Below are 24,550 nucleotides of genomic sequence, written 5' to 3'. Positions count from 1 at the left end.
ATCACTTCAGTGGGACGAACTTCGAGGATCGAGTCGCGCCGATCCCGGCCTGTCCGTGCTCGACGGACGTGCGGGTCAGCTGGAACTCGCCGAGATAGTGTCCGATCATCTCGGGTTCGACGCGAACGCGCTCGAAGGACTGTCCGTTGTACACGGCAAACGTCAGTCCGACGAACTCCGGCAGCACCGGCATGTCGCGCAGGTGCGTTCGGATCGGCGCGTTAGCGGTCTCTTCCTCGCCTTTATCGCGGGCCTTCTCGAGCAGCTTCTCCTGCTCGACGGAGAGTCCGCGCTTGATACTTCGCCGCTTGCGAGCGGGCAGCAGTTCTACGACCTCGTCGAGCTCCATCTCCTGCAGCTCCTCGAGCGTGTGACCGCGGTAGGTGAACTCACCTTCGCGGCCGGTTCTGTACTCCTGACTCATTTGTTTCCACCTCGGCCGGTACGGCGCGAGGAGATGTCACCGACCTTCCGTCCCGGCGGGGCGTCCCGCGAGACGGACTTCGGTTTGCCGGGGTGCTGTCGGCCACCGCCACCGAACGGGTGGTCGATCGCGTTCATTGCAACACCGCGGACGCGGGGCCACTTGGTACCCCGGGCTTTCATCTTGTGATACTTGTTTCCGGCTTTGACCATCGGCTTCTCCGTGCGTCCGCCACCGGCGACGACGCCGATGGTAGCACGACACTGCGGATCGAGGCGCTTGACCTCGCCGCTTGGAAGCTGGATGACCGCGGCGTTGCGGTCGTGGGTGATCAGGTCCGCGTTGACACCCGAGGCGCGGGCGAATCGACCGCCGTCGCCGGGGTTGGCCTCGATGTTACAGACCGGAACCCCTTCCGGGATCTCGGCCAGCGGCATCGTGTTGCCGGGCTTGATCTCCGCACTGACGCCGACCTGGATCTCCTCACCGACGGTGATCCCCTCCGGCGCCAGCACGAGTCGCTGGTCGCCGTCCTCGAACTCGATGGCGGCGACGGGCGCCGAGCGGGCGGGGTCGTGTTCGATGTCCACGACGGTCCCGCGGATCACGTCGTCGTCTTCCTCTTTCTTGTGGGTGAGCTTCGCCTTGTATCGGTGCGACGGGGCACGGAACGTCGGGGTCCCGCGGCCGCGTCGTTGTCCCTGAATGCGTCGTCCCATCGTTAGAACACCCCGATACGCGAGGCGACTTCCTGGGCGTCGTCGTCCTCGGAGAGTTTGACGGTTGCTTTCTTTTTCCCGTTCATCGTCATCTGTGTGTTGACGCTATCGACCGAGACCTCGAAGCGTCGCTCGACTTCCTCTCGGATCTCGGGTTTGGTGGCGTCGGGGTTGGCGACGAACTGGAGCTTGTTCTCGAAGTCCATGTCGTTCATCGCCTTCTCCGTCACGAGCGGGTGGTCGATCGCTCCGCTCATCGGTCGGCCACCTCCTCGAGTGCGCTCTCGGTCCAAACGGTCAGTCGACCGGGCTGGGTGCCCGGCGCGAGATCCTCCGCGTTGACCTCCGCGGCCGTCGTGACGTCCGCGCCGGCGAGGTTCCGGGCCGCACGGGACGGGCCGGACTCGCTCGAGGTGACGAAGAGGATCGACTTGGGCTGTTTGTACTTGCGTCCGCGGGTCTTTCCGCGACCCGAGCGCACGCTGCGACCCTCGTCGGCTCGCTCGATGTCGTCGGCGAGACCGGCGGCCTCGAGGAACTCGACGACCTCCTTGGTCTTCTGGAGCTCCTCGAACTCGTCGCTGACGACGATCGGTGCCTCGACGTCGCCGTCGAACTCGTGACCGCGGTCGGCGACGAGCTCGGCGTCGGTCGTCGCGGCGATAGCGCTGCGGACGGCCAGCTTCTTCTCTTTCGTGTTGATCGATTCGGTCCAGTCCTTCTCGGCTTTCGGCGGGTGTCCCTTGCGTCCCGAAACCGTCTGGGGAACGCGTCGACCGCGTCCGTTCTGTCGGGGGACGTGGGCCATCCCGCGGCCGCTACCGAACGATTCGGCCGGCGTTCGAAGACCGGCGAACTCGTCGGCGCCGTAGTCCTGTTTTCGGTTGGCCTGGGCGGCACGAACGGCACGGGCGATCAGGTCCGGGCGGTACTGGGTCTCGAAGACCGCCGGGAGCTCGATCGTGTCCGCGTCCGAGCCGTCCAGGTTGCGTACTGTTGCGTCCATGTGTTATCCCTGGTTGGATGCGGTGGAGACGAACCGGACCTCGGGATCGAGGCGCGGCTGGTCTCCGGGTCGGATCGCCGGGCGGAAGCGTACGAGACGCTTGTTCGGCCCGGGGAGCGAGCCCTTGATCAACGCGTGCGGCCCGTCGACCTCGCCGTAGTTGACGAAGCCGCCGTCGACCGTCGCGTCGGCGCCGTCGCCGATATCGACGAGGCGCTTGTTCAGTTCCGTCCGCTGGTGGTAACCGGTCTGGCCCTGCTGGGGGACCGTCGAGCGGACGCGGGAGGGGTTCCAGGGGCCGAGGTTGCCGATGCGACGGCGCCAGCCCTGCCGGGCGTGTTTGCCCTTGCGTTTCTGGACGCCCCATCGCTTGACGGGACCCTGGGTCCCTTTCCCCTTCGTGACGCCGCTTGCGTCGACGTACTCGCCGGCGCGGAACGTGTCGTTCATGACGTGTTCCCCGCCGTCGGCGATCAGCTCGAGCGCGAAGTCGACGCGCTCGTCGATCGAGCCGCCGCCGACGCGCGTCTCCATCACGTCCGGTTTCTTCTTCGGTACCGATGGTACCGCCGAAGGCACCGTGTGCGTGATGACGCGAACGTCGTCGACGCGGCCGCCCTCGAGCAGCTCTCGAAGTTCGTCTTCGGCCGCATCGGCGTCGTAGTCGTCACCGGGAAGGTCCAGAACGCGATCGAGTTCGGGAACGAACTCGTCGGTCCAGACCTCGGTGATCGGTTTCTTTCCGTACGGTGTGTCCTCGTACGCACGCAGGGCGACCGCGCGCATCGGCGGCGTCTCCACGATCGTGACGGGGACGGTCTCCTCCATCCCCTCGGTCGGCGAGTTCGCTTCGTCGTCGACCATCACGACGTGGGTCATGCCGGCCTTGTAGCCCGCGAAACCCTGGAGCGTCGGCTGTCCGTCGTCGTCCGGCCACGAATTGAAGCGCGGAACCTCCGAGGAGGCGCGCTGTCGTGGGCCGAACCCGAGTGAGCCTTTGCGTGGTGAATTTGGTTGTGGCATTCTATCACTCTCTGAGAGTGAGGGGAGCGAGCGTGGCGAACAGAGCCTCTTCCGTTCGCACCACGTCGCTTCCCTGGTCCGGAACCGTATTCAGCCAGAGGTCGAACCCCGGATCGATGGGTTCGACTCCGTCACCGTCGACGCCGTCCCAGTTGGACAGCGCGTCGACGGCCTCCTCGTCCATTCCGAGGATGTCCGGCAGCCCTCTCTCGGGTGCCCCGAAGGCGACGGTCATCCCGTCGCGCTCGCGGCGTCCGGCCAGCGTCCCCAGCCGCCCGACGGTGAGTTCTGCACCGAATCGGGAGGCTGCAATGCGGACGCCGGCGTCCTCACGGCCGAGTGCTGCCTGGAGGTCCGTCCGCTCGACGTCGAGCCCCGGAAGGGAGTCGTCGACGAGCTTCGCCCGGACCGGTCGTCGCGAAGAGATCCTGACGGTCACGCGCTCCCCCTCCTCGAGCTCCATACCGGGAGGCACGTTGAGGGAGATCGGGTGTTGCAAGCCGCAATTGACCCGCACGCGTTGATCAGGTCCGACCTCGGTCACGATTCCTTGTCTTGACGACCCCGAACCGTTCGATTCGGAGCCGGTCTGTGACACGTCGCGGAGCGGGGGCAGGATGCCCACGTACTCGAGTTCGTCGCGCATCCCCCAGGCCTCGTTTCGGAGGTAGGGGGGCGTCGTCGCGTACCGCAAGACGGTGTCGACGAACTCGCCGCCGAATCGCCCGCGTTCGCCTTCCCGGTCGGGGAAGACGACGAGCCGATCCGCCCGGAACACGGTCGCCGCGCGGGCGACGTATCCGAGCTTGCGAGTTGCCTCGCGTTTGTCCTCGGCTTCGCGGGTGAGCGACGACGGCACGAGCACGCTGACGGTCATGCCCACGCTTCGGCGCCGCGTCACTAGACTGTAGCGATGTCTTGCCGACAAAGTCTTAAAAGGGTAGCGGATTCGATTCCGGCTGTGAACGGCTCACAGGTGGGAAATCGGCGCATACGGGTCCTCGGGACACACTATCACGAGTGCTGATCCGTCTTTCGCGTGAACGCGTCCTCGAGGCCGTCAGACGGCCACTACGGGAGGGCGATCGATCGGCGCATGGTACGGCTGGACGAGTCACACATCCCTCGATTCGCAATCCTTATACAGCTTCCAGAGATAGGTAAGCGTGCAACAGGGCGCTGGTAGTGTAGTGGTATCACGTGACCTTGCCATGGTCACAACCTGGGTTCAAATCCCAGCCAGCGCACTTCTACGGCGAACAACCTCGACGAGCACCGCGTAGCGTGTGCTCGTCATCCGTGAGCCGTAAAGTCGTCCTGGATTTGAACGAGAGAAGTCGCAGCGCCGAGCGAAGCGAGGCGACCGTCTTCGCGTTGTTCAAATCCCAGCCGGCGTCCGACACCGACGAACGCCTCGAGTCGCTCGAGCCATTCCGAGTATCCTGGGATAGTGATCCGGATCGCCGTCGACCACCGAAGCGGGACGGAGGGTTCGATCCGTACTCGAGTCGAGCGATTCGTAACCCTTATCAATTCACTCGAGAGACGTAAAACTGCAACAGGGCGCTGGTAGTGTAGTGGTATCACGTGACCTTGCCATGGTCACAACCTGGGTTCAAATCCCAGCCAGCGCATTTCTCCGAACACAACATCGCGAGCGCTGCGTGGCAGCGCGAGTATCCGTGTTCGGAGAAATCGAATCTGGGTTTGAAACATACCGAGGTTCTGCGAGCGTAGCGAGCAGGTTCTCGGGAGCGGTTCAAATCCCAGCCAGCGCATTTCTCCGAACACAACATCGCGAGCGCTGCGTGGCAGCGCGAGTATCCGTGTTCGGAGAAATCGAATCTGGGTTTGAAACATACCGAGGTTCTGCGAGCGTAGCGAGCAGGTTCTCGGGAGCGGTTCAAATCCCAGCCAGCGCACTTCTACGGCGAACAACCTCGAGAGCCTCGAGACGCAATCCCTCGAGCAGCCTCGTTTCTCCGGCCGAGTTCTCCCGTTCCGAGTTCCTGAGAAGCGATCGGCCTCGAGCCGCACGGTTCGACGACGAGGTGCCAACCGTCGATTGGGGCGAGTAACTCGAGATGAACCGCGTTCGCGCTCGGTGCCGACGTGAAACCACTGGCTGCGTTTAAGACGGTCCGCGACGGCTTCGAAGCCGGGATGACCGGACCAGACGACGAGCGAACGAGAGAGCTGGGAATCGAGTTCGGATCGCTCGCTCGCGAACTCGAGGAGCACCAGTATCCGGCGACGAGCAACGAACTGACCGAGCGCTACGGCGACGCGGTACTGGGACTCCCGAACGGCGAACAGACGCTGCGCGAGCTGTTCGAGCTGGTTCCCAACGAACGACTCGAATCGGCCGCCGACGCGCGGGTTGCGATCTTCAATACCGTCGGTGAGCGCGCGATCGGACGGAAGGGGTACAGCGACCGAACGCCGCCGGCGCTGGGCGAGCGCGAGGAGTGGCCTCACGAGTCGTTCTGACCCGGGTCGGGCGATGCGGCTGCGCTCGCCGGGCGTAGCCGACCACGGCGTATCGACGCCGCCCGTCGGAGTAGTCAACGCCACCGATTGTCGGTTCCGAGAAGCGTTTCCGACGGCGAGTAGCTTTTATACTCCGGGACGATACCCAACAGCGAACGGCCGAACGAACAGGTTCCCATGCAAACCGAGTCCACATCAAGAGACGAGAGCGACGAACTCCGGTACGAACAGGGCGAGGACCGTTACGTCTTCCACTACGACGACGACGACACGGCGACGCTGACCGCGACGATCGTCCACGCGCTCGCGTCGATCGCGGACACGGACGTCTCTCAGGGGGAGTTCTCGCTGTACGACAGCATCGACCCCGACGCCCTCGATCGGATCTTCCGGCCGAAGGCCGACGGCACCGAGCGGACCGGCGGCCACATCGCCTTCACCGCCCTCGAGCACGAGGTGTACGTCTACGCCAACGGCGACATCGTCATCTATCCGCCCGCCGAGAGCCGTCGGCCGGGACCGCGCCGGTAACCGGATCGAGCCCGTCGTTCGGCGGCTGTTTCTGTCGCGTCTCGAGTCGGTCCGGCGAGTTCCGTCGGGCATCGTCTGCAGGCTCTGGATTTACTACCCGCGGTACGGACAGTGTCGAGTATGACCGTCGTTGCACTACTCAGCGTCGCACCGGTAACCGAAGAGAGCATGGCCGACGAGGTCGCGAAGGCCGTCGAGGCCCTCGAGGAGTACGACGTCGGTTACGAGACGAACCCGATGGGGACGGTGATCGAGGCCGACTCGGCCGACGAGTTGTTCGCAGCGGCCCAGGCGGCCCACGAGGCCGTCGACGGCGACCGGGTGAGCACCGTGTTGAAGATCGACGACAAGCGAACCCGCGACGCCGCCGCCTCGGAGAAGGTCGAGGCCGTCGAGGAGGCCCTCGGCCGCCCCGCATCGAGCGACCGATAATATCAGGTCGGGACGACCATCACCGGGCGGTTCGTCTCGAGCAGGACCGACTGGGCGACGCTTCCGAACACCGCCTTGCCGACGGGCGATCGACGGCGCGCGCCGAGTACGAGCAGGTCCGCGTCGAAGCGCTCGGCCGCGTCGAGGATCGCCGCCTCGGGACGGCCGGTCGCCGCGTGGACGTCGGTCTCGACGCCCGCCTCCCGCAGCGCCGCGGCGATTCTCGAGACCGTCGCCGGGAGCCCCTCGAGCTCCGTCAGCTCCTCCTCGAGCGTGCCGACGGCGACGTCGTCGACGTCCTCGGCCGAGAAGTCGAGCTCTTCGCGCGCGTGGAGTACGTCGACGGTAACTGCTTTCTCCTCCGCGGCCAGCTCGCGGACGGCCTCGAGCTGTGCATCGACCCGGTCGTCGTCGCCGTCGACCGGAACCAGAACCGTGTACATGTTCGAACCGACTGCGGGAACGCATATCAAACCACGAGTCGGTATCCGATCCCCGGCCGACCAATGCGGAAGACCGAACTGTCCCGAGTGGCGACCGAGAGTATGGAACAGACGACCATCGACGTGAACGGGATGTCCTGTGGCGGCTGCGAGGAAAACGTCACCGACGTCCTCGAGGCGCTCGAGGGCGTGTCCTCGGCCACCGCGAACCACGAGACCGACCAGGTGCGCGTCGAACACGGCGAGGGGACGACCGTCGACGCGATCGGGAGCGCGATCGAGGACGCGGGGTACGAGGCCGACGCCTGATACGGTCCGCTGTAACGACACACAGTAGCCTGTATGAATCTCGCGACGGCGGTCGAGGGACCGAACTGACAAACTGTTTTACGCCAGACGCTAGAGGGGAGGGTATGGAGAGTCTCAACCGGATGGCGATCGAGCTGGTCGACGAAGCCCTCGACTACGCCGAGGAGCTGAACATCGGCGGGTTCGACCTCGAGAACGAGGCGACCGTACTCGACTTCGGCGTCGAGTTCGACGGCGGGGTCGAGGCGGGACTACTGTTGACGGAGATCCAGACCGCGGGGATGGCCACGCCGAGTCACCTGCTGGGCGAGGTCGACGGCACCTCGATCCCTTACGTCGAGCTGACGACCGACCAGCCCGCGCTCTCGTTGCTGTGTTCACAGAAGGCCGGCTGGGAACTCGCGACCGAGGACTTCGAGGGGCTCGGCAGCGGGCCCGCACGCGCGCTCGTCGCACGCGAGGAGGAGTTCCGAAAGGTCGGGTACACGGACGCGTTCGATCTGACCGCACTGGCCGTCGAGAGCGACGAGCTGCCGCCGGCGTCGGCCGCCGAACAGGTCGCGGAGCTCGCGGAGGTCGAACCGAGCAGCGTCTTCCTGCTGGCCTACCGGACGGCGAGTCTCGCGGGGAGTATCACGTCCGCCGCTCGCGCAGCCGAGCTCGCGACCTACCGGCTGACGGAGCTGGGGTACGACCCGAACGATATCGTCTCCGCGACGGGGCGGGCGCCGGTCGCGCCGGTCGCGGGCGACGAGCAGACCGCGATCGCCCGGACGAACGACGCGCTCGCCTACGGCGGCCGAGCCCACCTGACGGTCCGGAAGGACGACGACGTCTTCGACTCGATCCCCTCGACGGCCGCGGACGCACACGGCCGTCCGTTCGCCGAGGTGTTCGACGATCTCGACTGGCAGTTCGAGGAGGTTCCCGCCGATCTGTTCGCGCCCGCGGCGGTCACCGTCGACGTACTCGGCGGGCCGACCCACAGCCACGGTGAAACCGACGAGGAACTCCTCGCCGAGTCGTTCGATCTGTAGCCCGGTTCGACGACCGCCGACGATCGACCGATTTTTCTCGCGATCGCACCTTCGGACGGTCGATGAGCGAGCCGATCGACACCGTGCTCTTCGACCTCGACGACACGCTCTGTCGGTATCGCCGCGGCGCGGACGAGGTGCTCGAGCTCGCGTTCGAGCGCGCGGGCGTCGGCCCCGTCTTCGAGCCGGCGACCTACTACGACCGGTACCGCGAGTACCTGGAGCGGGCCGACGGCTTCGCCGACTTCCACGAGCGCTGTTTCGGCGATCTGGCCGTCGACGCGGGTCACGATCGCGCGGACGGCGTCGCGGTCGCCCGCGAGTTCCGGGAGGAACGCGACCAGCGCAACGTCGAGGCGCTACCGGGTGCGACCGCGACGCTGGATGAACTGGCCGAGGAGTACGCACTGGGACTGATCACGAACGGACTGTCCGCGATGCAACGCCAGAAGCTCGAGGCGACCGGGCTCGGGCGCGCGTTCGAGACGACCGTGTTCGCGGGCGAGGACACCGCGCCGAAGCCCGATCCCGAGCCGTTCTCGGTCGCCCTCGATGAGCTCGGCTCGAGACCGGAGCGGGCGGTGTACGTCGGGAACTCACTGTCCTCGGACGTCGCCGGCGCTCGAGCCGCGGGGCTCGATTCGGTGTGGGTCCCTCGAGGAGCGAAAACGACGAATCCGGAGCCACGGCCGAGCTACGTTCTCGAGTCGCTGGCCGAACTGCGTTCTCCACCCTGGCGGTGACGCCGCCTCGTTCGGCGTAAGACCGACTAGTCGGCAGGGCGGACGTCAGTGACAGTCCCGACGCCCTTGCTTCGTCCCTCCCGGAAGACGAACTTCTGCCCCTCCTCGATCAGGTACGGACGGAACTTGAACCGGACGGTGGTTTCGCCGGTGTCGCCGGGCAGCAGCCGCCCGTTCTCGGGCGAGAAGGAGGCGGCCTCGCCGATCGTCTCGAGGTGGACGACCGGCTCGTAGCCGTCGCCGATCCTGGTGGGGTGGTTCAACACCATCACCTCGGCCTCGAACTCCCGAACGGGCTCGGGGTCGGCCTCTCGGGGGACCAACACCATCCCGCGCTCGATCGCGCTCTCCTTGACGCCCTTGAGCGCGATGCCGACGATCCGGCCGGCGCTGGCCTGGTCGACCCGATGGTAGTGCATCTCGATCGAGCGGACCTCTACCTCCTGGAAGCGGCCGTCGGGCATCGGCCCGATCAGGAGTTCGTCGCCGGCCTCGACCTCGCCGGACATAACCGTGCCCGACGCCACGGCGCCGACGCCGGTCACGGAGTAGCTGCGGTCGACGTACATCCGGAACTCCCCGGCGTCCTGGGAGGTCTTCGGAAGCCGGTCGAACAGTTCGTCGAGGGTGTCGAGCCCGTCCATCGTGATCGCGCTGGTCGTCACGATCGGGACGACGCGTTCGCTGATTTCCTCTATGGCGGCGTCGACGCCGTGACGGGCGACCCGAAGCGGGGACTTATCGACGTCCCGAAGGAGTCGTTCGACCTCGCGTTCGACCTCCTCGACCCGCTCCTCGGAGACGGCGTCGGTCTTCGTGATCGCGACGATCGTCGGCAGTTCGGTCGCCAGCAGGACGCCGAGGTGTTCGCGGGTCGTCTGGGTCGGTCCGTCGTCGGCGGCGACGACGAGCAGGCCGTAGTCGAGTTTCTGGCCGACGAGCCCGCGGATCGTCGTTCGCAGCCAGGGCTCGTGGCCGACGGTGTCGACGAACGAGACGAGCCGATCGGCCTCTTCGACGACCTTCGCGCGGTCGGCCTTGCGATCCGGGTTGCGAACGCGAACCGGGCCGTCGTCGTCGAAGCCGTAGACGGCGTATGAGAGATCCGCCGAGAGCCCGCGCTCGACCTCGTGGGGCTGGACGTCGAGGTACGCTCGGGTCGCCCCGTCACCGTCGTCGGCGGTGCCAGTGACCAGCGAGCCCACCAGCGTGCTCTTGCCGTGGTCGACGTGGCCGGCGGTCCCGATGACGAGGTGTTCGTCGTCGGTCTCGAGGATCGATCCGTCCTGGACCTGCGCGACGCCGACGAGTCCCTCTTCGACGCCCCAGGTCTGAACGTCGTCGATATGGGCGTCGGCCTCCTCGGCGAGCAGGGAGAGGACGTCCATCGATTCGGAGAAGGTGTCGTGGTCGATGCCGGCGAGCCCGCCGTCGTCGGTGACGCCGACGACGTAGGTCGCCTCGCCGTCACCCGACAGCAGGCGATGTCGAAGCTGCGCGGCCAGACTCTCTCGGCGCCCGCCCTCGAGGTGGACGTCCCGGAGGAGCCGTTCCTTGAACTCGACGCTTCCGCCGTCCTGTTCGCCACGGTCCAGGGCCCGTTCGAGGAGGACCCGGTCACGGCTCATAAGAGGGGGTAACTGGCGAGCCGATAAAAACTTCCCGGCGGAGAGACGTGTTAGCATGGGACTCTGTCGGGCGACGGGGGTCACAGCTGACGGCGACCCCGTTTCGCCGGTCTCAATACTCGATTAACTCCGCTCACGCGTCGGTAATAGCCGTCTACCCTCGGATGAACTCCGATTTCCATCGGAGCAAGGATTAGCAATCTGCGTGTGGTTAACTGAACAATAGCTATGGCTCGTGCAGCGGTACCGTTCGACGCGATGTCCTCGAGTAACAATGCGTTACGGACGGTCCTCACGGAGCACCCACGACTGATCGGCGTCCTGTTCGCGGCCTGTCTCCTGCTCTCGCAGGTCGGAACGGCCGCAGCGGACGTCGGGATCGCCGGCAACGGCGGCGGCACCTGGTAAGCCGTCCTTACTCGGCGAACCGATCGTCCGTCGACCAGTACCATTCTTCGCCCCAGCGAACCGGGATCTCCGCCAGCCTGAGGAACCGAGAGAGGGCTCCGATGGAGACGTCTATCGGCGGGAGTTCGGTGCCCGCGAGGAAGTGTCGATCGACGCCGTCGATGTAGGGGACGTACTGGGCGCCCGGTCCGCTATCGACGTGGTGAAGCTCGAGTCGCAGCCGGTGCTCGCCGTCGCCGAGCGGTTCGATCCGGGCAGTGTTCGGAACCCCGCTGCCGGCCTGGCCGACGGTGACGCTCCCGTCGCCGACGACGGCGTACTGGTTGCCGACGAGCCGCTGATTGCGGGCGATCGAAGTCGAGTCCCGGATCGAGAACCCGTTGTTCAACAGCCGCGCGACGAGCCGACCGACGGCGATCGCGTCCCGGTTGCCGACGTCGCTGAGGGTGACGATTCCGCCGACGCTGCCCCGCTCGATCACGCGGACGCCGACGTCGTACGAGCGACAGCCGTTGATCAGGAACGCGTCGACGCCGACGTCCGCCAGTTCCCGTGCCTCGAGCGGGCCGTCCGAACAGACGAACGCGCCGTTCTCGACGTGGCCGACGTAGTGGAGGAAGTCGATATCGGTCGCGAACAGCTCCCGGAGCTCCTCGCCGGAGACGGATCTGTGTACCGTTACCTCGAACGGAAGCTTCTCGCGTTCCCCGTAGAGAGTGCCGTCGCTCGTATCGAACTCCGCGGCCATCTCCGGGTCGTTACAGACGATCGCTACCTCGACGGCGCCGGTCGAGGGCGAGCGCTCGAGCCCGTTCTCGAAGGCGCTCCGAAGGAGTTTGGTCGCACCGATCGGAACGCCCTCGCCCAGCCACGCCTGGCCGAAGGCGTCGGTCGACGGGGGAGAGACGTACGAGAACTCCGTCCCGTGGTCGACTCCCGCGCGGGAACGCGTGAACTCGTCGATCGCGAGCGTAGCGATCGGGGCCGCGTCGGTCTCGGACCGGTCCTCGGGAGCCGGACGCACGATCGACAGCTCGTCGGCGAGATAGGGGAGCACGGTCGCGTTCTCCGGGTCGGCCGTCGCGTGCGTGACGAGGTTCCACCGCGGGAGGAGGTCCGCGATCGAGTCGTACGGGATCGAGAGGACCGGTTCGAGCCGGTCGGCGAGGTCGGCCTCGTACAGCTCGCCGAGCGCGAGGTCGAACCGCTCCTCGAACCGATCCCGCTCGTGGAGGGCGACCCGATACAGCCCCTCCGTTCGGGCCACGCAGTCGACGAAGAACACCTGCTCGAGCGCGCGTTCGATCGCTCGGACGACGGACTCGGTCGTTTCCCCGAGCGGATAGACGAATCCGCCCTCGGTTTCGATTCTCGGGTTCGGACCGGTCTCGACCGTCGCCGCGAGGTAGTACGCGAGCGGGCTGGCGGCGTAGATCGCCGACCGATTCGGGGGGACGACGAGGCGGACGCCGGAGTCGGGCGGTTCGACCGCCGACGGAATTCGAACCGCCGATCCCAGCTCCAGTCGGGGCGGGTGGCCCCGAAGCGACGGCAGCGAGCGATCGCAGCTGTGGGTCTTCAGCGCCGAGCCGAACGTCGAGACGGCACGCGCCAGGTCCGCCGGCTCGGTCGTCGTCGTAACCGCGGCGGCGGGGCGTTCGTGTCGGGACCGCGCCCCCAGACGCACCGTCGTCGACTCGCCGAAGTCGAACGCCAGCCGGTCGTCGGCCGATGCGATCGTCACCGGGCTCCGGACGCGCACGTAGAGCTGGATCGGGGCCATCAGCTCGAGGACGTACTCCCCGTCGGGGAGCCGTTCGTAGGCACAGGAGTCGGTCTCGAGCAACATCTCGCCGGTCGGGTCGCGGACGTAGACGGGAACGACGTACGGAAATACCAGTTCGGCGGCCGTCAGCTCGACGGCGCCGTCGACGGGAAAGGAGAATCCGGCGGGTTCGATCGGGCGGGGCGAGACGGGCTCGTCGGTTCGGAACGGACACTGCCTGTTCTCGATCGGATCGACGACGGTGAGTCCGGCGCCGTCGTTGAGCGGCTGGAACCTCGGATCGGCGGTCATCGCTCGCCGGATCGGGCGAGCCCGATCCAGTCGGTCGTGTACCCGCTCTCGTGGAGGTGCCAGCGCTGCTGCGGGCCGCAGTCGCCGACGCGAAGCTCGACGGTCGCGTCGAACAGCGACTCGAGCGCATCGACGAGGGGGTCGTCGCGGTCGACCGGCAACACGTAGTGGCCCAGGCCCGAGACGTCACGAACCGCCTCGCAGATCGGCTCGAGGAGCGCGACGGTGCCGTCGGTTCCGCGCTCGTCGAGCATCGGCCGCAGCGAGTCGACACAGAGCCGGAGATCCCCGGGTTCGGAGAGTGGTGTGTCGGTTCCGAACGCCCGGACCCGTGCGTCGACCGCAGCCTCGAGTTCGTCGAGATCGGTGGGTTCGTCGACGACGGCGACGGCGTCGGCGACGGGCGCTCCCGCCGACGCGACCGAGCGTGCGGTCATCGCGTAGTCGACGATCTGTGCCGACGCGATATCGGTCGTCGCCAGTCGGTCGGAGACGACCCGTCGGTCGCGATCGAGCAGCGCGAAGAGGTGGCGGCGGTTTCGGTCGGGATCGCCGAGGAGATTCGCGCTGGCGACGTCGACGAGGTCGTCGGGGACGCCGCCGGCGATCAACACGTTCCCGCCCGTTCGCTTCAGCCGTCCGAGTGTGGAGCCGACGCTGACCGTCCCACCGGGGTCGACGACGACGTCGTGTCCGAGCACCGAGAGCAGGACCGTCGCACCGGGACGCGAGATACCGTTCTCACGCTGCCGGCTGAGGCGGGCCAGTGCGTCCGGATCGATCACCTCTCCGATCGCCGTCCGTACTCGGTCTCGATCCCAACCGGACCGACTCGCGATGGCCGACGCGATGCGTACTGCGATGGGGCGCCCGCCCTGTTCCTCGACGATCGAAACGTGGGTCCACTCGTCGACGGCAGAGACGTCGATTTCCTCCGGGTTCGTGAGCTCGATCACTCCGTCGGCGGTCGCCCGAATCCGACGGTTGGCGTACCGGAAGACGACGGTCGGCCACGGACCGCTCGAGCCGTCGGTCTCGAGCAACCGATCGAGCGCGTCGACGTCTACCGTCTCGTTCAGCGGCGGCAACTCGAGGGGGGATCGACCGGTTTCGTCCGCGACCCGTTCGACGATCGAGATACTCGGACGAGACCGGATCCCGGCGGCCGTCCCGTCTCTCTCGTCGACTCCGGCGTTGTTCCGGGATCGGTCGTTCGTCATCCGTCACGGGGTACGACGGTCGCTTAGGAAAAGCTCGCGGATGTTATGCAGCCTCTGAGAATAAGACCAAGGACTCAATAGACAAATTTATTTAATCTTACCAGATGGTTTTTGTATTGATTTCGTACGTTCCGGCGTAGCAGCTCTCTAGTAAGTTTATTAACGCCGCTCGAGATCGTACGGATATATGGTCGACTATCGCTCGGAAGACGGAGAGGACCACGGTACGACGGCCGAATCGGGCGTCGAACTACCCGCCGTCGGCGAGCAACGATCGTCGATGGACGAGTTCCTCTCCATTCTCAGTAACCGACGACGCCGCGACGTGCTCTACTATCTCTCCGAGACGGAGGTCGCGAGCATCGAGTCGCTGGCGACGACGATCGCCGCCCGGGAGACGTCGGTTCCCGCCGAGCGAGTCTCGGTCGACGACCGGGAGTCTGTGCTGATCGACCTCTATCACGCACACCTGCCGAAGCTGGCGGACCGGCAACTGATCGAGTACGACCGGCGAAGCGGGACCGTCAGACGGTCGGTACCCAGCGACGAACTCGAGGCGCTGCTCGAGCGCTGTTACGAACTCGAGATCGGAAGCGCGTGATCGGCGGTCGCCGTCGACGGATACCGGGTCGATCGAACGGGCGTTGCCGGGTTCCCTTTCAAGCCGCTCGAGCCCGTACTATCCGCTATGAGCATCAGTGGCCTCTGCCAGATCTGTGAGTCGAAGCCGGCTCAGGAGCGGTGTGCCAACTGCGGGACGCTCGCCTGCGAGCAACACTACGAGACGGGACCGGGGCTGTGTGCCGACTGCGTGGCCCAGGGCCAGCCCGATCGTCAGTCCGACGACGTCGACGTCCACCGGTTCTGAGAGGATGGGTGCCCGTCGATGACGTCGATCCGCGATCTGCTGGGCGAGTCGCTCGCCGTCGGCGAGCGGTTCTGCCTCGAGCTCGAGCAGCGGGACGGGACCCTCGTGGCTGCCCACCCCTCCGACGCCAGCCCGATGGACGTCGCCGTCGTCGAGGGTCTCGAGGAACTCGAGGAGCGACCCCCTCGGGGACCGATCGAGGTCGAAATCGTCGGCCGGGTCGTCGACGGGCGGGTCGCGGGACGGGTCGTCTCGACCGCCTGCGAGGACGGCGACGTCGGCGAGCGAACGGAGTAGGAAGCTAACTGTCGCGGTACCGGTTCAGCCGCTTTTTGAGCCGTTTCGCTGCCTGTCCGCTGACGTTCGCGAAGTCCTCGCTATTTTCTCCCGCGAAGATGATCCCTCGCGAGGAGTTAACCAGCCCGACGCCGTCGGCGAGTCCGTACTCCACGGCGGCCTCGGCGTCGCCGCCCTGGGCGCCGATTCCCGGCACGAGGAAGGGAAGATCGGGAACCTGCTCGCGCAGCTCCTCGAGCTCTTCGGGTTTGGTCGCACCCACCACGAGGCCGACGTTGTCGTTCTCGTTCCAGAGGTCCGCAAGCGCGGCCACGCGCTCGTAGACGGCCTCGCCGCTCGCGAGTTCGAGGTCCTGAAGGTCCTCTCCGCCGGGGTTCGACGTGCGACAGAGGACGAACACACCCGCTTCCTCGTCAGCCAGAAACGGCTGGAGCGAATCCCGACCCATGTAGGGGTTGACCGTGATCGCGTCCGCGCGCTCGAGCAACTCGGCGTACTGCCGGGTCGTGTTGCCGATATCGGCCCGTTTGGCGTCGAGCAGGACGGGAACGTCCTTCCCGTGGGCGTAGGCGATCGTCTCCTCCAGAGCGCGCCAGCCGTCGGGATCCTCGTAGAAGGCGGCGTTCGGCTTAAAGACGGCCGCGTGTTCGTGAGTCGCGTCGATGATCCGTCGGTTGAACGCCCACCGCGGGAGGTCGTGCTCGGCGAGGTGGTCGGGGATTCTCGAGGGGTCGGGGTCGAGTCCGACCGAGACGACGCTGTCGACCGTTCGAATGCGGTCGCGCAGGCGATCGAAGAAGTTCATGTCCGAACGTGGTTCGGGTCGGTCGAAAAGATTGTCATCCTCCGGAGCGATCGTCGACGACGGATACTCGAACGAAAACAACTCTGAACGTCGGGCTGGTTTCCACACCCGTGAGAATCGAGTTTCCGATATATGATGGGAGGGCGTCTACACTCGAGTGTAACGGTGACCGACAATGTCCACGACAGCTCGAAACCGGCTCGAAAGCCGCTACGGGGGGATCGACCTCGTCGGCGAACCCCACGCGCTTAGCGCGTGGTTCGTCGTTGCACTACGAGCCGTCATGGGGGGAATGATGCTGTTCGCCGGTCTGGGGAAGTTCGCGTTCGTCAGCGGCGAGGCGTTCGACGCCAGCGGCTTCCTGCTCCACGGCGTCGACCCCGTCAGTCCCGTCAGCGGACTGTACGCCGCGATGGCGGGCAACGCGATGCTGCTCGAGATCATCAACGTCGTCGTCCCAGTCACGCAGGTGCTGATCGGCGTCGCGCTGATCGCGGGCGCGTTCGTCCGGCTGGCAGCCCTGGGGGGCGCCATCCAGATGAGCATGTTCTACCTCGGCGGCTGGGAGGGCGCCTGGCTCGCGCTGTTCGACTCGACGCTGATCTACGCCGTTGTCTTCCTGGCGCTGGCGGCCTTCGGTGCCGGACGGATCCTCGGCCTGGACCGCTACATCGCACGCCTCGAGGTCGGCGGGCAGACGCTCGTCGAGCGCTTCCCGGGGCTCCGGTACCTGCTGAGCTGACCTCCTTTTCGCCCGTTACGTTTCCAGTACTTCGACGAGGTTTCCCTCCGGATCCCGAAGGAACCAGATCGACGTTCCGCTCGCGGTCGTTCGGGGCTCGCTGATCGTCGGCACGTCTTCGGGCAGGTCGGCGTAGAACGCCTCGAGGTCGTCGACCGCGAGGCCAACGTGTGTCGCCCCGGGCTCGTTGAGTTCCGGCGCCGGTCGGGGGTCGGTTTCGGGGTCGTACTCCACGAGTTCGAGGCGGACGCCGTTCGCGTCGAGGTGGACGAAGTCGGCGCCCGCATCGTCGACGCCGACGGCGTCGGCGAACGCCTCGCCCTCGACCGAAAACCGGTCGAGCACTTCGAGGTCGAGCACGTCGCGGTAGAACGGCAGCGTTTGCTCGAGGTCGCCGACAGTGAGTCCGACGTGGTGGGCATCGAGGGCTGTCATGGTTTGGCTCGTGCGAGCGGCCGACAAAAGCGCTTCCGTTCGCGCCGGCTCACCTAGGGTTATCTGGCTCTGCGAGAAGGGGGATGTATGACGCGCGTCGCGCTCATCGCCCACGATGAGAAGAAGTCGGACCTGATCGAGTTCGCACAGGCTCACGAGGACCAACTCCGGGAGTACGAACTGATCGCGACCGGAACCACCGGGAAACGACTGATGGAAGAGACCGACCTCGAGATCGAGTGCAAGCAGTCGGGACCGCTCGGCGGCGACCTGATGATCGGCTCGGAGGTCGCCGAGGAGCGGGTCGACGGGATCGTCTTCCTTCGGGATCCGCTGCGGGCCCAGCCCCACGAGCCGGACATCTCCGCGCTGCTCCGGATCTGTGACGTCCACGACACCGCGATCGCGACGAACCTCACCTCGGCGGAGTTCCTCATCGAGGGGCTTGCGGACTGAGACGATCTGCTGTACCGAGCTCCGGCGCGACCGCAGGACTCGGATCGCAGTTTCGCTGGAGCCGACGTACGGCGGTCCACACGAGGACCGGTCGGTCCCGTTCGAACTGCTGATTTCGCGCTCGAAACGCAACGCATAAAATGGAACTGCGCAAAGACCCGCACGACTTGGTCCGTAGATGAGTGAAATCGCCCTCGCAGCCGACTTTGCTATCATTATCGTCGTCGCGACGACCGTCGGACTGATCGCTCGGCAGACGGGCCAGCCGACGATCATCGCCTACATTCTAACCGGAATCATCCTCGGCCCGGTGATGTTCGACGTCGTCACCGACGAGGGGCTCGTCGATCTGATGGCCGAACTCGGGCTCGGCTTCCTGCTGTTCTTGCTGGGGATGAAGATGCGCTTCGAGGATATCCGCGAGATCTTACGTCCGATCACGAACGTTGCCATCGGGCAGACGGTACTCCAAACCGCACTCGCCTTCCTGGTCGCGCTCGTGCTCGGCTTCGACACGACCGAGGTGCTCGTCATCGCGCTGGCGACCGTCTTCGGTGCGACGCCGATCATCGTCAAGGTGCTGACCGACAAGGACGAGATCACGTCGCTGCCCGGCAAGATCGACGTCGGTGTCCTCATCGTCCAGGACATCTACCTCGTCGTCGTGCTGGCGCTTTTCAGCGCCGACTCGCTCGACAACGCGGGCGAGATCGCCACGACGCTCGCCGTAATCTTCGTCATGATGGGTTTCATCGGCCTCTTCTCGATCGCCTCCTCGAGGTATCTCCTGCCGCAGGTCTTCCGCCGGATCGCTAACAACAAGGACGTCTTCCTGATCGTCGCGATCGCGTGGGCCTTCCTGTTCATCGCGATCGCCGAAGGGTTCGACCTCTCGGTCGAGGTCGGCGCGTTCCTGGCGGGGATCAGCCTCGCACAACTGCCCTACAGCAAGGAACTCGAGGACCGGATCACCCCGATCACCGACTTCTTCATCCTCGTGTTCTTCGCGAGCATCGGGCTCCAGATCGAGGGCGTTGGCGCCCTGCTGGCCTACTGGCAGGAGGCGATCATCGCGTCGATCGTGTTGATGGTCGGTAACTTCTGGATCATGTTCTACCTCATCGACCGCGAGGGGTTCAGCGTCGAGACCTCGTTCCTCGGCTCGATCAACATGGTCCAGGTCAGCGAGTTCTCGCTCGTCGTCGGTGCGCTCGCCTTTACGCAGGGCTATATCGACTCCGACGTGCTCGGTTACCTGAGCCTGATGGCGCTGCTGACGATGAGCGTCTCGACGTACATCATCGCGTACAACCACACCATCTACAGCTGGGTGAAACCGTGGTTCGGCCGGTTCGAGTCCGAGGGGAAAGTCGACACCGAACTCGCGGAGTACAAGAATCACGCGATCGCGATCGGCTACGACGAGGTTACCGAACGGGCGCTGCCGGTTCTCGAGGAGGAGTACGGTACCGTCGTCGTCATCGACCGCAAGACCGAACACATCGACGAGATCGAGCGGGAGGGACGCTACGACCACATCTTCGGCGACTTCCGCCACGGCGAGGTCCGAAAGGCGGCGAACCTGAAGAACGCGAGTTTCGTGCTGAGCTCGAGCGTGCAGGTCGACGTCAACAAGGCCGTCCTCGACGAGGCCCCCGATGACGCGGCGGTGTTCGTCGAGGCCGAGCGGATCGACGACGCTCGCGACCTCTACGATCGCGGAGCGGCGTACGTCATCATGAACACGTATCTGACCGCCGAGAAGCTGAGCGAGTTCCTCGAGCAGTACATCACCGACCGAGCGGCCTTTATGGACGCTATCGAGCAAGATATCGAACGAATTCGACGCGAGGGCCGTATCGAAGCGGACGAACTACGACCGGAATCAGCGCGAGCTGAGGCCGGAGGTGAGACCGATGGCTGAGCTGGTCATCGCCCTCTCGGTCGTCTTCGTTACCGCCGGGATCCTGTTGCTGTTTGCGAATCACTTCGGGCTCTCGCCGATCCCGTTCTACATCATCGCGGGTCTGATCGTCGGTTTCGGCGCCGAGATGGGAGTGGTCTCGATCGAACAGACCGACCTCATCGAACTCGCCCAGTGGGGAATCGCCTTCCTGGTGTTCGTGTTCGGCATCCGCGTCGAGTTCGACGCGCTTCGATCGGTCATCAGGGACGGCGAGGGAGCGGCGATCACGCTGCTCGTCGTCGTCGCTCCGATCGCGTTCGGTATCGGCTACCTCTTCGGCGAGTGGTTCGGCTTCACCGACCCGGTCAGAAACGCGATCTACTTCAGCGCCGCGGCGACCCTGAGTTCGACGATCGTCGGCGCCGGACTGCTCGAGACGGAGATCCGCGACAACCTCGTCCACGGACGGCTCGCCTCCTCGATCCACTTCTTCGACGATCTCGTCGCGATCGGTCTCATCCTGATCCTCTCGGCCGAGGTCTTCACTGCGGAGGTCGTCACGTCACAAATCGGGTACGGCGTCCTGTTTCTGATCGCGGCGCTGCTCATCTATCGCCACGGATTCCCGCTACTGCTTCGGCTGGCCGACGGCGTCGAGGAACTCGTCCTGATGGGGAGCATCTCGATACTCATCGGCTTCATCGCCGCTGCGGAGTACGTCGGCATCTCGATCGTCGTCGGTGCGTTCGCGGCCGGGATCGCCGTTCGCAGCGAGGGCGCAGAATCGCTTGGCGTTCGAAACGGGATCAGCTCGATCAGGGACTTCTTCGTGGCCATCTTCTTCGTCACCGTCGGCGCGCTCGTCCAATTTCCCACCGTGGAGATGGCGACGATCTCGCTCGCGCTCGTCGGTCTCGTGCTGGTCGTCAACCCGATCGTCCTCATGCTCGCCTTTACCTACGAAGGGTACGACATCCGAACTGGCTACCTCGCCAGCTCGAGTTTGAACCAGGTGAGCGAACTCTCGCTGGTCATCGCGATCCAGGGGCTGCTTCTCGGAACCATCGCCCCGACCCTGTTCGACGCGATCATCCTCGCCGCGGCAGTCACGATGATCCTCACCTCCGTCGCCCGACGCTACGAGGACGACGTGTACGAGACGGTCGTCAGCCGATTCGTCAGCAAGCGCCAGACCAGAAAGATCGACGACCGAAGCTACGTCACGGACGGTCTCGAGGACCACATCGTTATCGTCGGCTACGGACGCCAGGGTCGGTGGCTCGTCGAGACCTGCGAGCGGATCGATCATGAGTACGTCGTCATCGAGAACGATCCGGTCATCTGGGAGGACCTCCGCGCGGAGTGTCGAAACTACGTCCTCGGCGACGCCATGGCGGAGTATCCCTGGACGAAAGCGAACGTCGACGATGCGATCCTCACCGTGTCGACGGTCGAACACCGCCCGGTCTCGGAGGCTGTACTCGACCTCGAGGCGGACTGTGGCGTGATCCTCCGGGCCGGAACGTCCCGGGAAGGGCGCGAACTGCTGGACGCCGGAGCGACGTTCGTCAACGTTCCCAGCGTCCTCGCGGCCGATCAGCTCGTCGAGACTGTCGAAACGGTCCTGGAGGACGAGCGATCGCGACAACAGATTCGGGAGGACCACCGGGATACCCTCGCCACGCTCGAGCGCTATGGGTTCGCCACGCGGTTCGGCGACTGAGCCCTTTCAAACCGGCCCGCCGAGGAATTCGTGAACGACGAGGACGAGCGCGAGACCGGCGACGAAAAGCACCGCGGCGAGAGCCGGCAGCAGTTCGACCGCGCCGGCGAGACCGAGCGCCCCGGCGACTGCCAACCCGACGCCGACGGCGTAGATACCGAAGTTTCGTGCGAGTACTCCAACGTCGGCTGCTTCGAACATACCCGTAGCTAGCATCCCTGCGACGGGAAAAGCTGCCTATCCCTTCCGATCGGTCTCACGGCTCTCGATGTCGCGAGTATCGTGCTCGCGGACACGCAAGTGAGCCGTCTAGGGGACCGCCGAGACGATCTGCGCCTTCGCCGTCGACGACGTTCTTTTACCGTCATTATCCGAACGGCGCCCATACAGTACGTGCCGGATCGAGGACGTCGTCGTCCCGCGACTCGAGGCTCGTTCGGATCCCGCGGCGCGCTCGAGCGACGACTGACCGGATCGCCACAGCGCGGAAACAATAGGTTCAAACGGGTTCGCTCCCTTGCTGCGACCATGTTACAGGCGGTCGTCTTCGACCTCGATTACACGCTCGCAGTTCCCCAGCGGGATCGGACGACGATCCTCGAGGCGGCGACCGACGCCGCCGGCGCGCCCGAGCTGTCGCGAGCCGACTACCTCGAGGCTCACCGCCGGAACCTCACCCAGGAAACCCGGGAGCCGATCTTCACCGAGCTGCTCGAGGGACGGGAGACCGAGGCCGAGCCGGCCGAGGTCGCCGCGGCCTACCGCGACGAGATCGCCGCCGACCTCGAGCCCCTGCCGGGCGTCGAGTCCATGCTCGCGAAGCTAAACGAACGCTACCGCATCGGGCTGCTGACGAACGGTCCCGTCCGCGCCCAGCGGGACAAACTGACGACGTTGGGCTGGGAGAACGCCTTCGACGCGGCGCTGGTGACCGGCGAGCTCGAGGCCGGCAAGCCCGATATCCGCGCCTTCGAGGCGATCTCGGACGAGCTCGCCGTCGATCCCGAACGGACGGTGTACGTCGGCGACGAGGTCGAAGCCGATGTCGAGGGCGCAACCGGCGCCGGAATGACCGCGATCCAGATCCTGCTCGAGGACGGCCCCGATCCCGATCCGCGCGCGGCCGCCCACGTCGACCAGAACGCGGTCGCAACGGCGGTCCCCGAGGCGGTCGCGGCGCTCGAGGAGACGGACTCGGCGATCGGATCGTAGCGCCCGGTCTGAAGGTTAGGTGTCAGTGCCGACGACGGCATCGACGACGTCGGTCGCTCGTTTTACCGCGGCGCCGCTCTCGACGAACACCAGCGTTTTCGGAGGTTTCGACGCTTTCGGTCGAACTCGCAACTCGAGTTCCGTCGCCGTCTCGGCCGCGAGCTCCCGCCCGCGCTCGAACTCGAGGTGGAGTCTGTCCGGGTGGACGAACGCTCGGGCGATTCGGTCGGCTTCCGCTCCAGCGACGAGGTCGTACGCCCGCGCGCCGTCGGCCGACGGCTCGACGTCCCGGTCGGCGTTTGCGACCGAGACGGCCTCGAGCGAGCCGTCCTCGCGCCCGTCGAGCTCCGAGGCGAGCAGTTCGGCGATCCGTCGGCCGTCGGTAGTTCGTTCCTCGACCATGGTCGGGGTCAGTTGTCGGCGACCTAACGCTCTTCGATCAGCGCCGAGCGAGCGACCGGGACGAGTTCGGAGACGTCGATCCCCCGCCGGCGAGCGTAGACGACGGCCGCGGCCTCGATCGTCACCCCCAGCTCCCCCTGGAGGCCGTTTATTGCGCCGACGGCCTCGTGTTTCTCGACGCCCTCGGCGACGAGCCCGTCGAGAACCCGCTCGAACGCCGACCGTTCCCGGAGCAGGTCCTCGTCGGGGACGAACTCCTCGGGGATTCGAACGTCGGTGGGGTCGAAGGCAGCGACGAGGTCGCCGTCCTCGTGGTCGAGCAGCCCCTCCTGGGTCGCGACGTCGATCAGCCGCTTTGCCTGGTCGGGCGAGAACCAGTCGCGATCCAGCGAGAGCGCGACGACGACGGCGTGTTCCTGCAGGCGGTCGGTTCCGTGCTGGATGAAGGGGGCTGCGACGGCGACGCGAAGACTCATCGAGGACGACTCTCTCGAGGGACGGAAAAACGGTGGCGGTTCCGGTCGGCGTCAGTCCGAGGCGCGGCCTCCGCCGTTGCGGTCGGCGCGCGAGGGTGGCGGGAACTCGGTCGGCGCGCTCGCCTCGGGCGGTTCGGGAAGGACGCAGCGATCGGGTTCCCGGTTGACGTGCTGGTACTGTGCCGGCGCGTTCGCGAGCGGGTGAGCGGGGTTCTGATCGCTGTCGATCCGGGCGGCCCGAATCTCCGAGAACCCGCTGAGCCGGGCCTGGATCCCTCGCCAGTGGTACCGCGTCGCCGTCGGGACCGAGATCGGCTGTGGCGGTTTCCGGTCGGGATGACCGGTCGCGAGGACGGTGTTGTTGACGTTGCTGGCGAGGGCGTCGTGGTCGACGAGAACGCCGACCCGGGCGTCCGCCGGGGCTCGAGCGGCCAGCACGTCGAGACCGAGATGCAGCGCTCGGTACTCGGCGACGTTGTTGTCCGGCGGCGCGTCCGCAGTCGCGATCCGAGCGACGCGGGTGCCGTCGCGCGTTTCGATAACGGCGCCCAGACCACCGCCCGATTCGCGAAAGGACCCGTCGGTGGCGACGTAGAAGTCGCGATGGTGGGTTCGCGGAGGGTGGGCGATGTGGGGGGTGGGCGACTCGTCGAACAGGTCCCGCAGGGCAGACCGGCCGTGAGCGGCCATACTTGGTGTAGGTTATCTAGCTCACTTAAACTTGTGGCCAGTATCAGC

The 24,550-nt window shown here is 65.9% G+C and carries 31 protein-coding genes and 2 tRNA genes; 17 read left to right on the top strand and 16 right to left on the bottom strand.

All coding sequences use genetic code 11. The features are described from left to right. Nucleotide 1: 1 nt before the first annotated feature. The 6 genes from QA609_RS13665 to QA609_RS13640 are packed head-to-tail and all read right to left on the bottom strand — an operon-like array spanning nt 2 to nt 4,049. Nucleotides 2-424: a 30S ribosomal protein S19 gene (locus QA609_RS13665; protein WP_278303171.1), complete on the bottom strand. Its 423-nt coding sequence runs from the start codon at nt 422-424 to the stop codon at nt 2-4. Then, a complete protein-coding gene (locus tag QA609_RS13660; protein WP_278303170.1) occupies nt 421-1,143 on the bottom strand; it encodes a 50S ribosomal protein L2 in 723 nt (240 codons plus the stop codon). The genes QA609_RS13665 and QA609_RS13660 overlap by 4 nt, the downstream gene beginning before the upstream one ends. Before the next feature lie 2 nt (nt 1,144-1,145). Then, nucleotides 1,146-1,400 (bottom strand): 50S ribosomal protein L23, encoded by a 255-nt coding sequence (locus QA609_RS13655; RefSeq protein WP_005559266.1) that lies wholly within the window; start codon nt 1,398-1,400, stop codon nt 1,146-1,148. Then, a complete protein-coding gene (gene rpl4p, locus QA609_RS13650; RefSeq protein WP_278303169.1) occupies nt 1,397-2,149 on the bottom strand; it encodes a 50S ribosomal protein L4 in 753 nt (250 codons plus the stop codon). The genes QA609_RS13655 and rpl4p overlap by 4 nt, the downstream gene beginning before the upstream one ends. A 3-nt stretch (nt 2,150-2,152) precedes the next feature. Continuing rightward, entirely contained in the window at nt 2,153-3,172 is a 1,020-nt protein-coding gene (locus tag QA609_RS13645; RefSeq protein ID WP_278303168.1) for a 50S ribosomal protein L3, read from the bottom strand. Nucleotides 3,173-3,176: 4 nt separating this feature from the next. Continuing rightward, nucleotides 3,177-4,049, bottom strand: a complete 873-nt coding sequence (locus QA609_RS13640) for an RNA methyltransferase (RefSeq protein ID WP_278303167.1) — start codon at nt 4,047-4,049, stop codon at nt 3,177-3,179. Between the two features lie 299 nt (nt 4,050-4,348). On the opposite strand from QA609_RS13640, the gene QA609_RS13635 reads away from it, so the two are divergent. From QA609_RS13635 to QA609_RS13615, 5 genes are all read left to right on the top strand, one after another. Then, a tRNA-Gly gene (locus QA609_RS13635) sits at nt 4,349-4,419 on the top strand. A gap of 316 nt (nt 4,420-4,735) precedes the next feature. Further along, nucleotides 4,736-4,806, top strand: a tRNA-Gly gene (locus tag QA609_RS13630). Between the two features lie 529 nt (nt 4,807-5,335). Next, the gene (locus QA609_RS13625; RefSeq protein ID WP_278303166.1) at nt 5,336-5,662 is read left to right on the top strand and encodes a hypothetical protein; all 327 of its coding nucleotides are present in this window, start codon (nt 5,336-5,338) and stop codon (nt 5,660-5,662) included. Nucleotides 5,663-5,839: 177 nt separating this feature from the next. After that, nucleotides 5,840-6,193, top strand: a complete 354-nt coding sequence (locus QA609_RS13620; RefSeq protein WP_278303165.1) for a HalOD1 output domain-containing protein — start codon at nt 5,840-5,842, stop codon at nt 6,191-6,193. A gap of 120 nt (nt 6,194-6,313) precedes the next feature. Beyond that, nucleotides 6,314-6,625 carry an MTH1187 family thiamine-binding protein gene (locus tag QA609_RS13615; RefSeq protein WP_278303164.1) on the top strand — a complete coding sequence of 104 codons (312 nt, stop codon included), beginning with the start codon at nt 6,314-6,316 and terminating at the stop codon, nt 6,623-6,625. 2 nt (nt 6,626-6,627) lie between these two features. Here QA609_RS13615 and QA609_RS13610 read toward each other — a convergent pair whose 3' ends face one another. Further along, nucleotides 6,628-7,068 carry a universal stress protein gene (locus QA609_RS13610; protein ID WP_278303163.1) on the bottom strand — a complete coding sequence of 147 codons (441 nt, stop codon included), beginning with the start codon at nt 7,066-7,068 and terminating at the stop codon, nt 6,628-6,630. Nucleotides 7,069-7,170: 102 nt separating this feature from the next. Between QA609_RS13610 and QA609_RS13605 the strand changes: the two genes are divergently transcribed. From QA609_RS13605 to QA609_RS13595, 3 genes are all read left to right on the top strand, one after another. Further along, complete coding sequence (locus tag QA609_RS13605; protein WP_278303162.1) at nt 7,171-7,377, top strand: heavy metal-associated domain-containing protein; 207 nt, start codon at nt 7,171-7,173, stop codon at nt 7,375-7,377. Between the two features lie 104 nt (nt 7,378-7,481). Next, on the top strand, nt 7,482-8,414 hold the full coding sequence (mch, locus tag QA609_RS13600; RefSeq protein WP_278303161.1) for a methenyltetrahydromethanopterin cyclohydrolase: 933 nt from the start codon (nt 7,482-7,484) through the stop codon (nt 8,412-8,414). 62 nt (nt 8,415-8,476) lie between these two features. Continuing rightward, entirely contained in the window at nt 8,477-9,157 is a 681-nt protein-coding gene (locus tag QA609_RS13595) for an HAD family hydrolase (protein WP_278303160.1), read from the top strand. A gap of 26 nt (nt 9,158-9,183) precedes the next feature. On the opposite strand, the gene QA609_RS13590 is transcribed toward QA609_RS13595, so the two are convergent. Next, on the bottom strand, nt 9,184-10,785 hold the full coding sequence (locus tag QA609_RS13590) for a GTP-binding protein (RefSeq protein ID WP_278303159.1): 1,602 nt from the start codon (nt 10,783-10,785) through the stop codon (nt 9,184-9,186). 228 nt (nt 10,786-11,013) lie between these two features. Here QA609_RS13590 and QA609_RS13585 point away from each other — a divergent pair, with 228 nt between their 5' ends. Beyond that, entirely contained in the window at nt 11,014-11,193 is a 180-nt protein-coding gene (locus tag QA609_RS13585) for a hypothetical protein (protein ID WP_278303262.1), read from the top strand. A 7-nt stretch (nt 11,194-11,200) separates the two neighbouring features. On the opposite strand, the gene QA609_RS13580 is transcribed toward QA609_RS13585, so the two are convergent. Both QA609_RS13580 and QA609_RS13575 read right to left on the bottom strand, forming a co-directional pair. After that, nucleotides 11,201-13,270: a hypothetical protein gene (locus QA609_RS13580; protein WP_278303158.1), complete on the bottom strand. Its 2,070-nt coding sequence runs from the start codon at nt 13,268-13,270 to the stop codon at nt 11,201-11,203. Continuing rightward, nucleotides 13,267-14,490 (bottom strand): HalOD1 output domain-containing protein, encoded by a 1,224-nt coding sequence (locus tag QA609_RS13575; protein WP_278303157.1) that lies wholly within the window; start codon nt 14,488-14,490, stop codon nt 13,267-13,269. The genes QA609_RS13580 and QA609_RS13575 overlap by 4 nt, the downstream gene beginning before the upstream one ends. A 187-nt stretch (nt 14,491-14,677) precedes the next feature. On the opposite strand from QA609_RS13575, the gene QA609_RS13570 reads away from it, so the two are divergent. The 3 genes from QA609_RS13570 (at nt 14,678) to QA609_RS13560 (ending at nt 15,655) form a co-directional block, all read left to right on the top strand. Next, a complete protein-coding gene (locus QA609_RS13570) occupies nt 14,678-15,091 on the top strand; it encodes a hypothetical protein (RefSeq protein WP_278303156.1) in 414 nt (137 codons plus the stop codon). An 87-nt stretch (nt 15,092-15,178) separates the two neighbouring features. Further along, entirely contained in the window at nt 15,179-15,358 is a 180-nt protein-coding gene (locus QA609_RS13565; RefSeq protein WP_278303155.1) for a hypothetical protein, read from the top strand. A gap of 18 nt (nt 15,359-15,376) precedes the next feature. Continuing rightward, on the top strand, nt 15,377-15,655 hold the full coding sequence (locus QA609_RS13560; RefSeq protein ID WP_278303154.1) for a hypothetical protein: 279 nt from the start codon (nt 15,377-15,379) through the stop codon (nt 15,653-15,655). A 4-nt stretch (nt 15,656-15,659) separates the two neighbouring features. Here the strand turns inward: QA609_RS13560 and pyrF are convergent, their stop codons facing one another. After that, nucleotides 15,660-16,460 (bottom strand): orotidine-5'-phosphate decarboxylase, encoded by an 801-nt coding sequence (gene pyrF, locus QA609_RS13555; RefSeq protein ID WP_278303152.1) that lies wholly within the window; start codon nt 16,458-16,460, stop codon nt 15,660-15,662. Nucleotides 16,461-16,635: 175 nt separating this feature from the next. On the opposite strand from pyrF, the gene QA609_RS13550 reads away from it, so the two are divergent. After that, entirely contained in the window at nt 16,636-17,202 is a 567-nt protein-coding gene (locus QA609_RS13550; protein ID WP_278303151.1) for a DoxX family protein, read from the top strand. A gap of 15 nt (nt 17,203-17,217) precedes the next feature. Here QA609_RS13550 and QA609_RS13545 read toward each other — a convergent pair whose 3' ends face one another. Next, on the bottom strand, nt 17,218-17,637 hold the full coding sequence (locus tag QA609_RS13545) for a VOC family protein (RefSeq protein ID WP_278303150.1): 420 nt from the start codon (nt 17,635-17,637) through the stop codon (nt 17,218-17,220). 87 nt (nt 17,638-17,724) lie between these two features. Here QA609_RS13545 and QA609_RS13540 point away from each other — a divergent pair, with 87 nt between their 5' ends. The 3 genes from QA609_RS13540 (at nt 17,725) to QA609_RS13530 (ending at nt 21,722) form a co-directional block, all read left to right on the top strand. Further along, entirely contained in the window at nt 17,725-18,093 is a 369-nt protein-coding gene (locus tag QA609_RS13540; RefSeq protein WP_278303149.1) for a methylglyoxal synthase, read from the top strand. A 178-nt stretch (nt 18,094-18,271) separates the two neighbouring features. Next, on the top strand, nt 18,272-20,017 hold the full coding sequence (locus tag QA609_RS13535; RefSeq protein WP_278303148.1) for a cation:proton antiporter: 1,746 nt from the start codon (nt 18,272-18,274) through the stop codon (nt 20,015-20,017). Next, a complete protein-coding gene (locus QA609_RS13530; protein WP_278303147.1) occupies nt 20,010-21,722 on the top strand; it encodes a cation:proton antiporter in 1,713 nt (570 codons plus the stop codon). The genes QA609_RS13535 and QA609_RS13530 overlap by 8 nt, the downstream gene beginning before the upstream one ends. Before the next feature lie 6 nt (nt 21,723-21,728). On the opposite strand, the gene QA609_RS13525 is transcribed toward QA609_RS13530, so the two are convergent. Continuing rightward, on the bottom strand, nt 21,729-21,923 hold the full coding sequence (locus QA609_RS13525; RefSeq protein ID WP_278303146.1) for a hypothetical protein: 195 nt from the start codon (nt 21,921-21,923) through the stop codon (nt 21,729-21,731). A gap of 327 nt (nt 21,924-22,250) precedes the next feature. On the opposite strand from QA609_RS13525, the gene QA609_RS13520 reads away from it, so the two are divergent. Then, complete coding sequence (locus tag QA609_RS13520) at nt 22,251-22,934, top strand: HAD family hydrolase (protein WP_278303144.1); 684 nt, start codon at nt 22,251-22,253, stop codon at nt 22,932-22,934. 15 nt (nt 22,935-22,949) lie between these two features. Here QA609_RS13520 and QA609_RS13515 read toward each other — a convergent pair whose 3' ends face one another. From QA609_RS13515 to QA609_RS13505, 3 genes are read right to left on the bottom strand one after another with little or no spacing between them, the layout of a single operon-like run. Further along, nucleotides 22,950-23,336: a hypothetical protein gene (locus tag QA609_RS13515; protein ID WP_278303143.1), complete on the bottom strand. Its 387-nt coding sequence runs from the start codon at nt 23,334-23,336 to the stop codon at nt 22,950-22,952. A gap of 23 nt (nt 23,337-23,359) precedes the next feature. Continuing rightward, the gene (locus tag QA609_RS13510) at nt 23,360-23,812 is read right to left on the bottom strand and encodes a DUF2240 family protein (protein ID WP_278303142.1); all 453 of its coding nucleotides are present in this window, start codon (nt 23,810-23,812) and stop codon (nt 23,360-23,362) included. Nucleotides 23,813-23,863: 51 nt separating this feature from the next. Next, nucleotides 23,864-24,502 carry a ribonuclease H gene (locus QA609_RS13505; RefSeq protein ID WP_278303141.1) on the bottom strand — a complete coding sequence of 213 codons (639 nt, stop codon included), beginning with the start codon at nt 24,500-24,502 and terminating at the stop codon, nt 23,864-23,866. Nucleotides 24,503-24,550 lie beyond the last annotated feature (48 nt).

The sequence above is a fragment of the Natronococcus sp. A-GB7 genome, from assembly GCF_029688865.1.
In the GTDB taxonomy this organism is placed as follows: Archaea; Halobacteriota; Halobacteria; order Halobacteriales; family Natrialbaceae; genus Natronococcus.
This window is presented reverse-complemented; position numbering and strand designations above follow the sequence as displayed.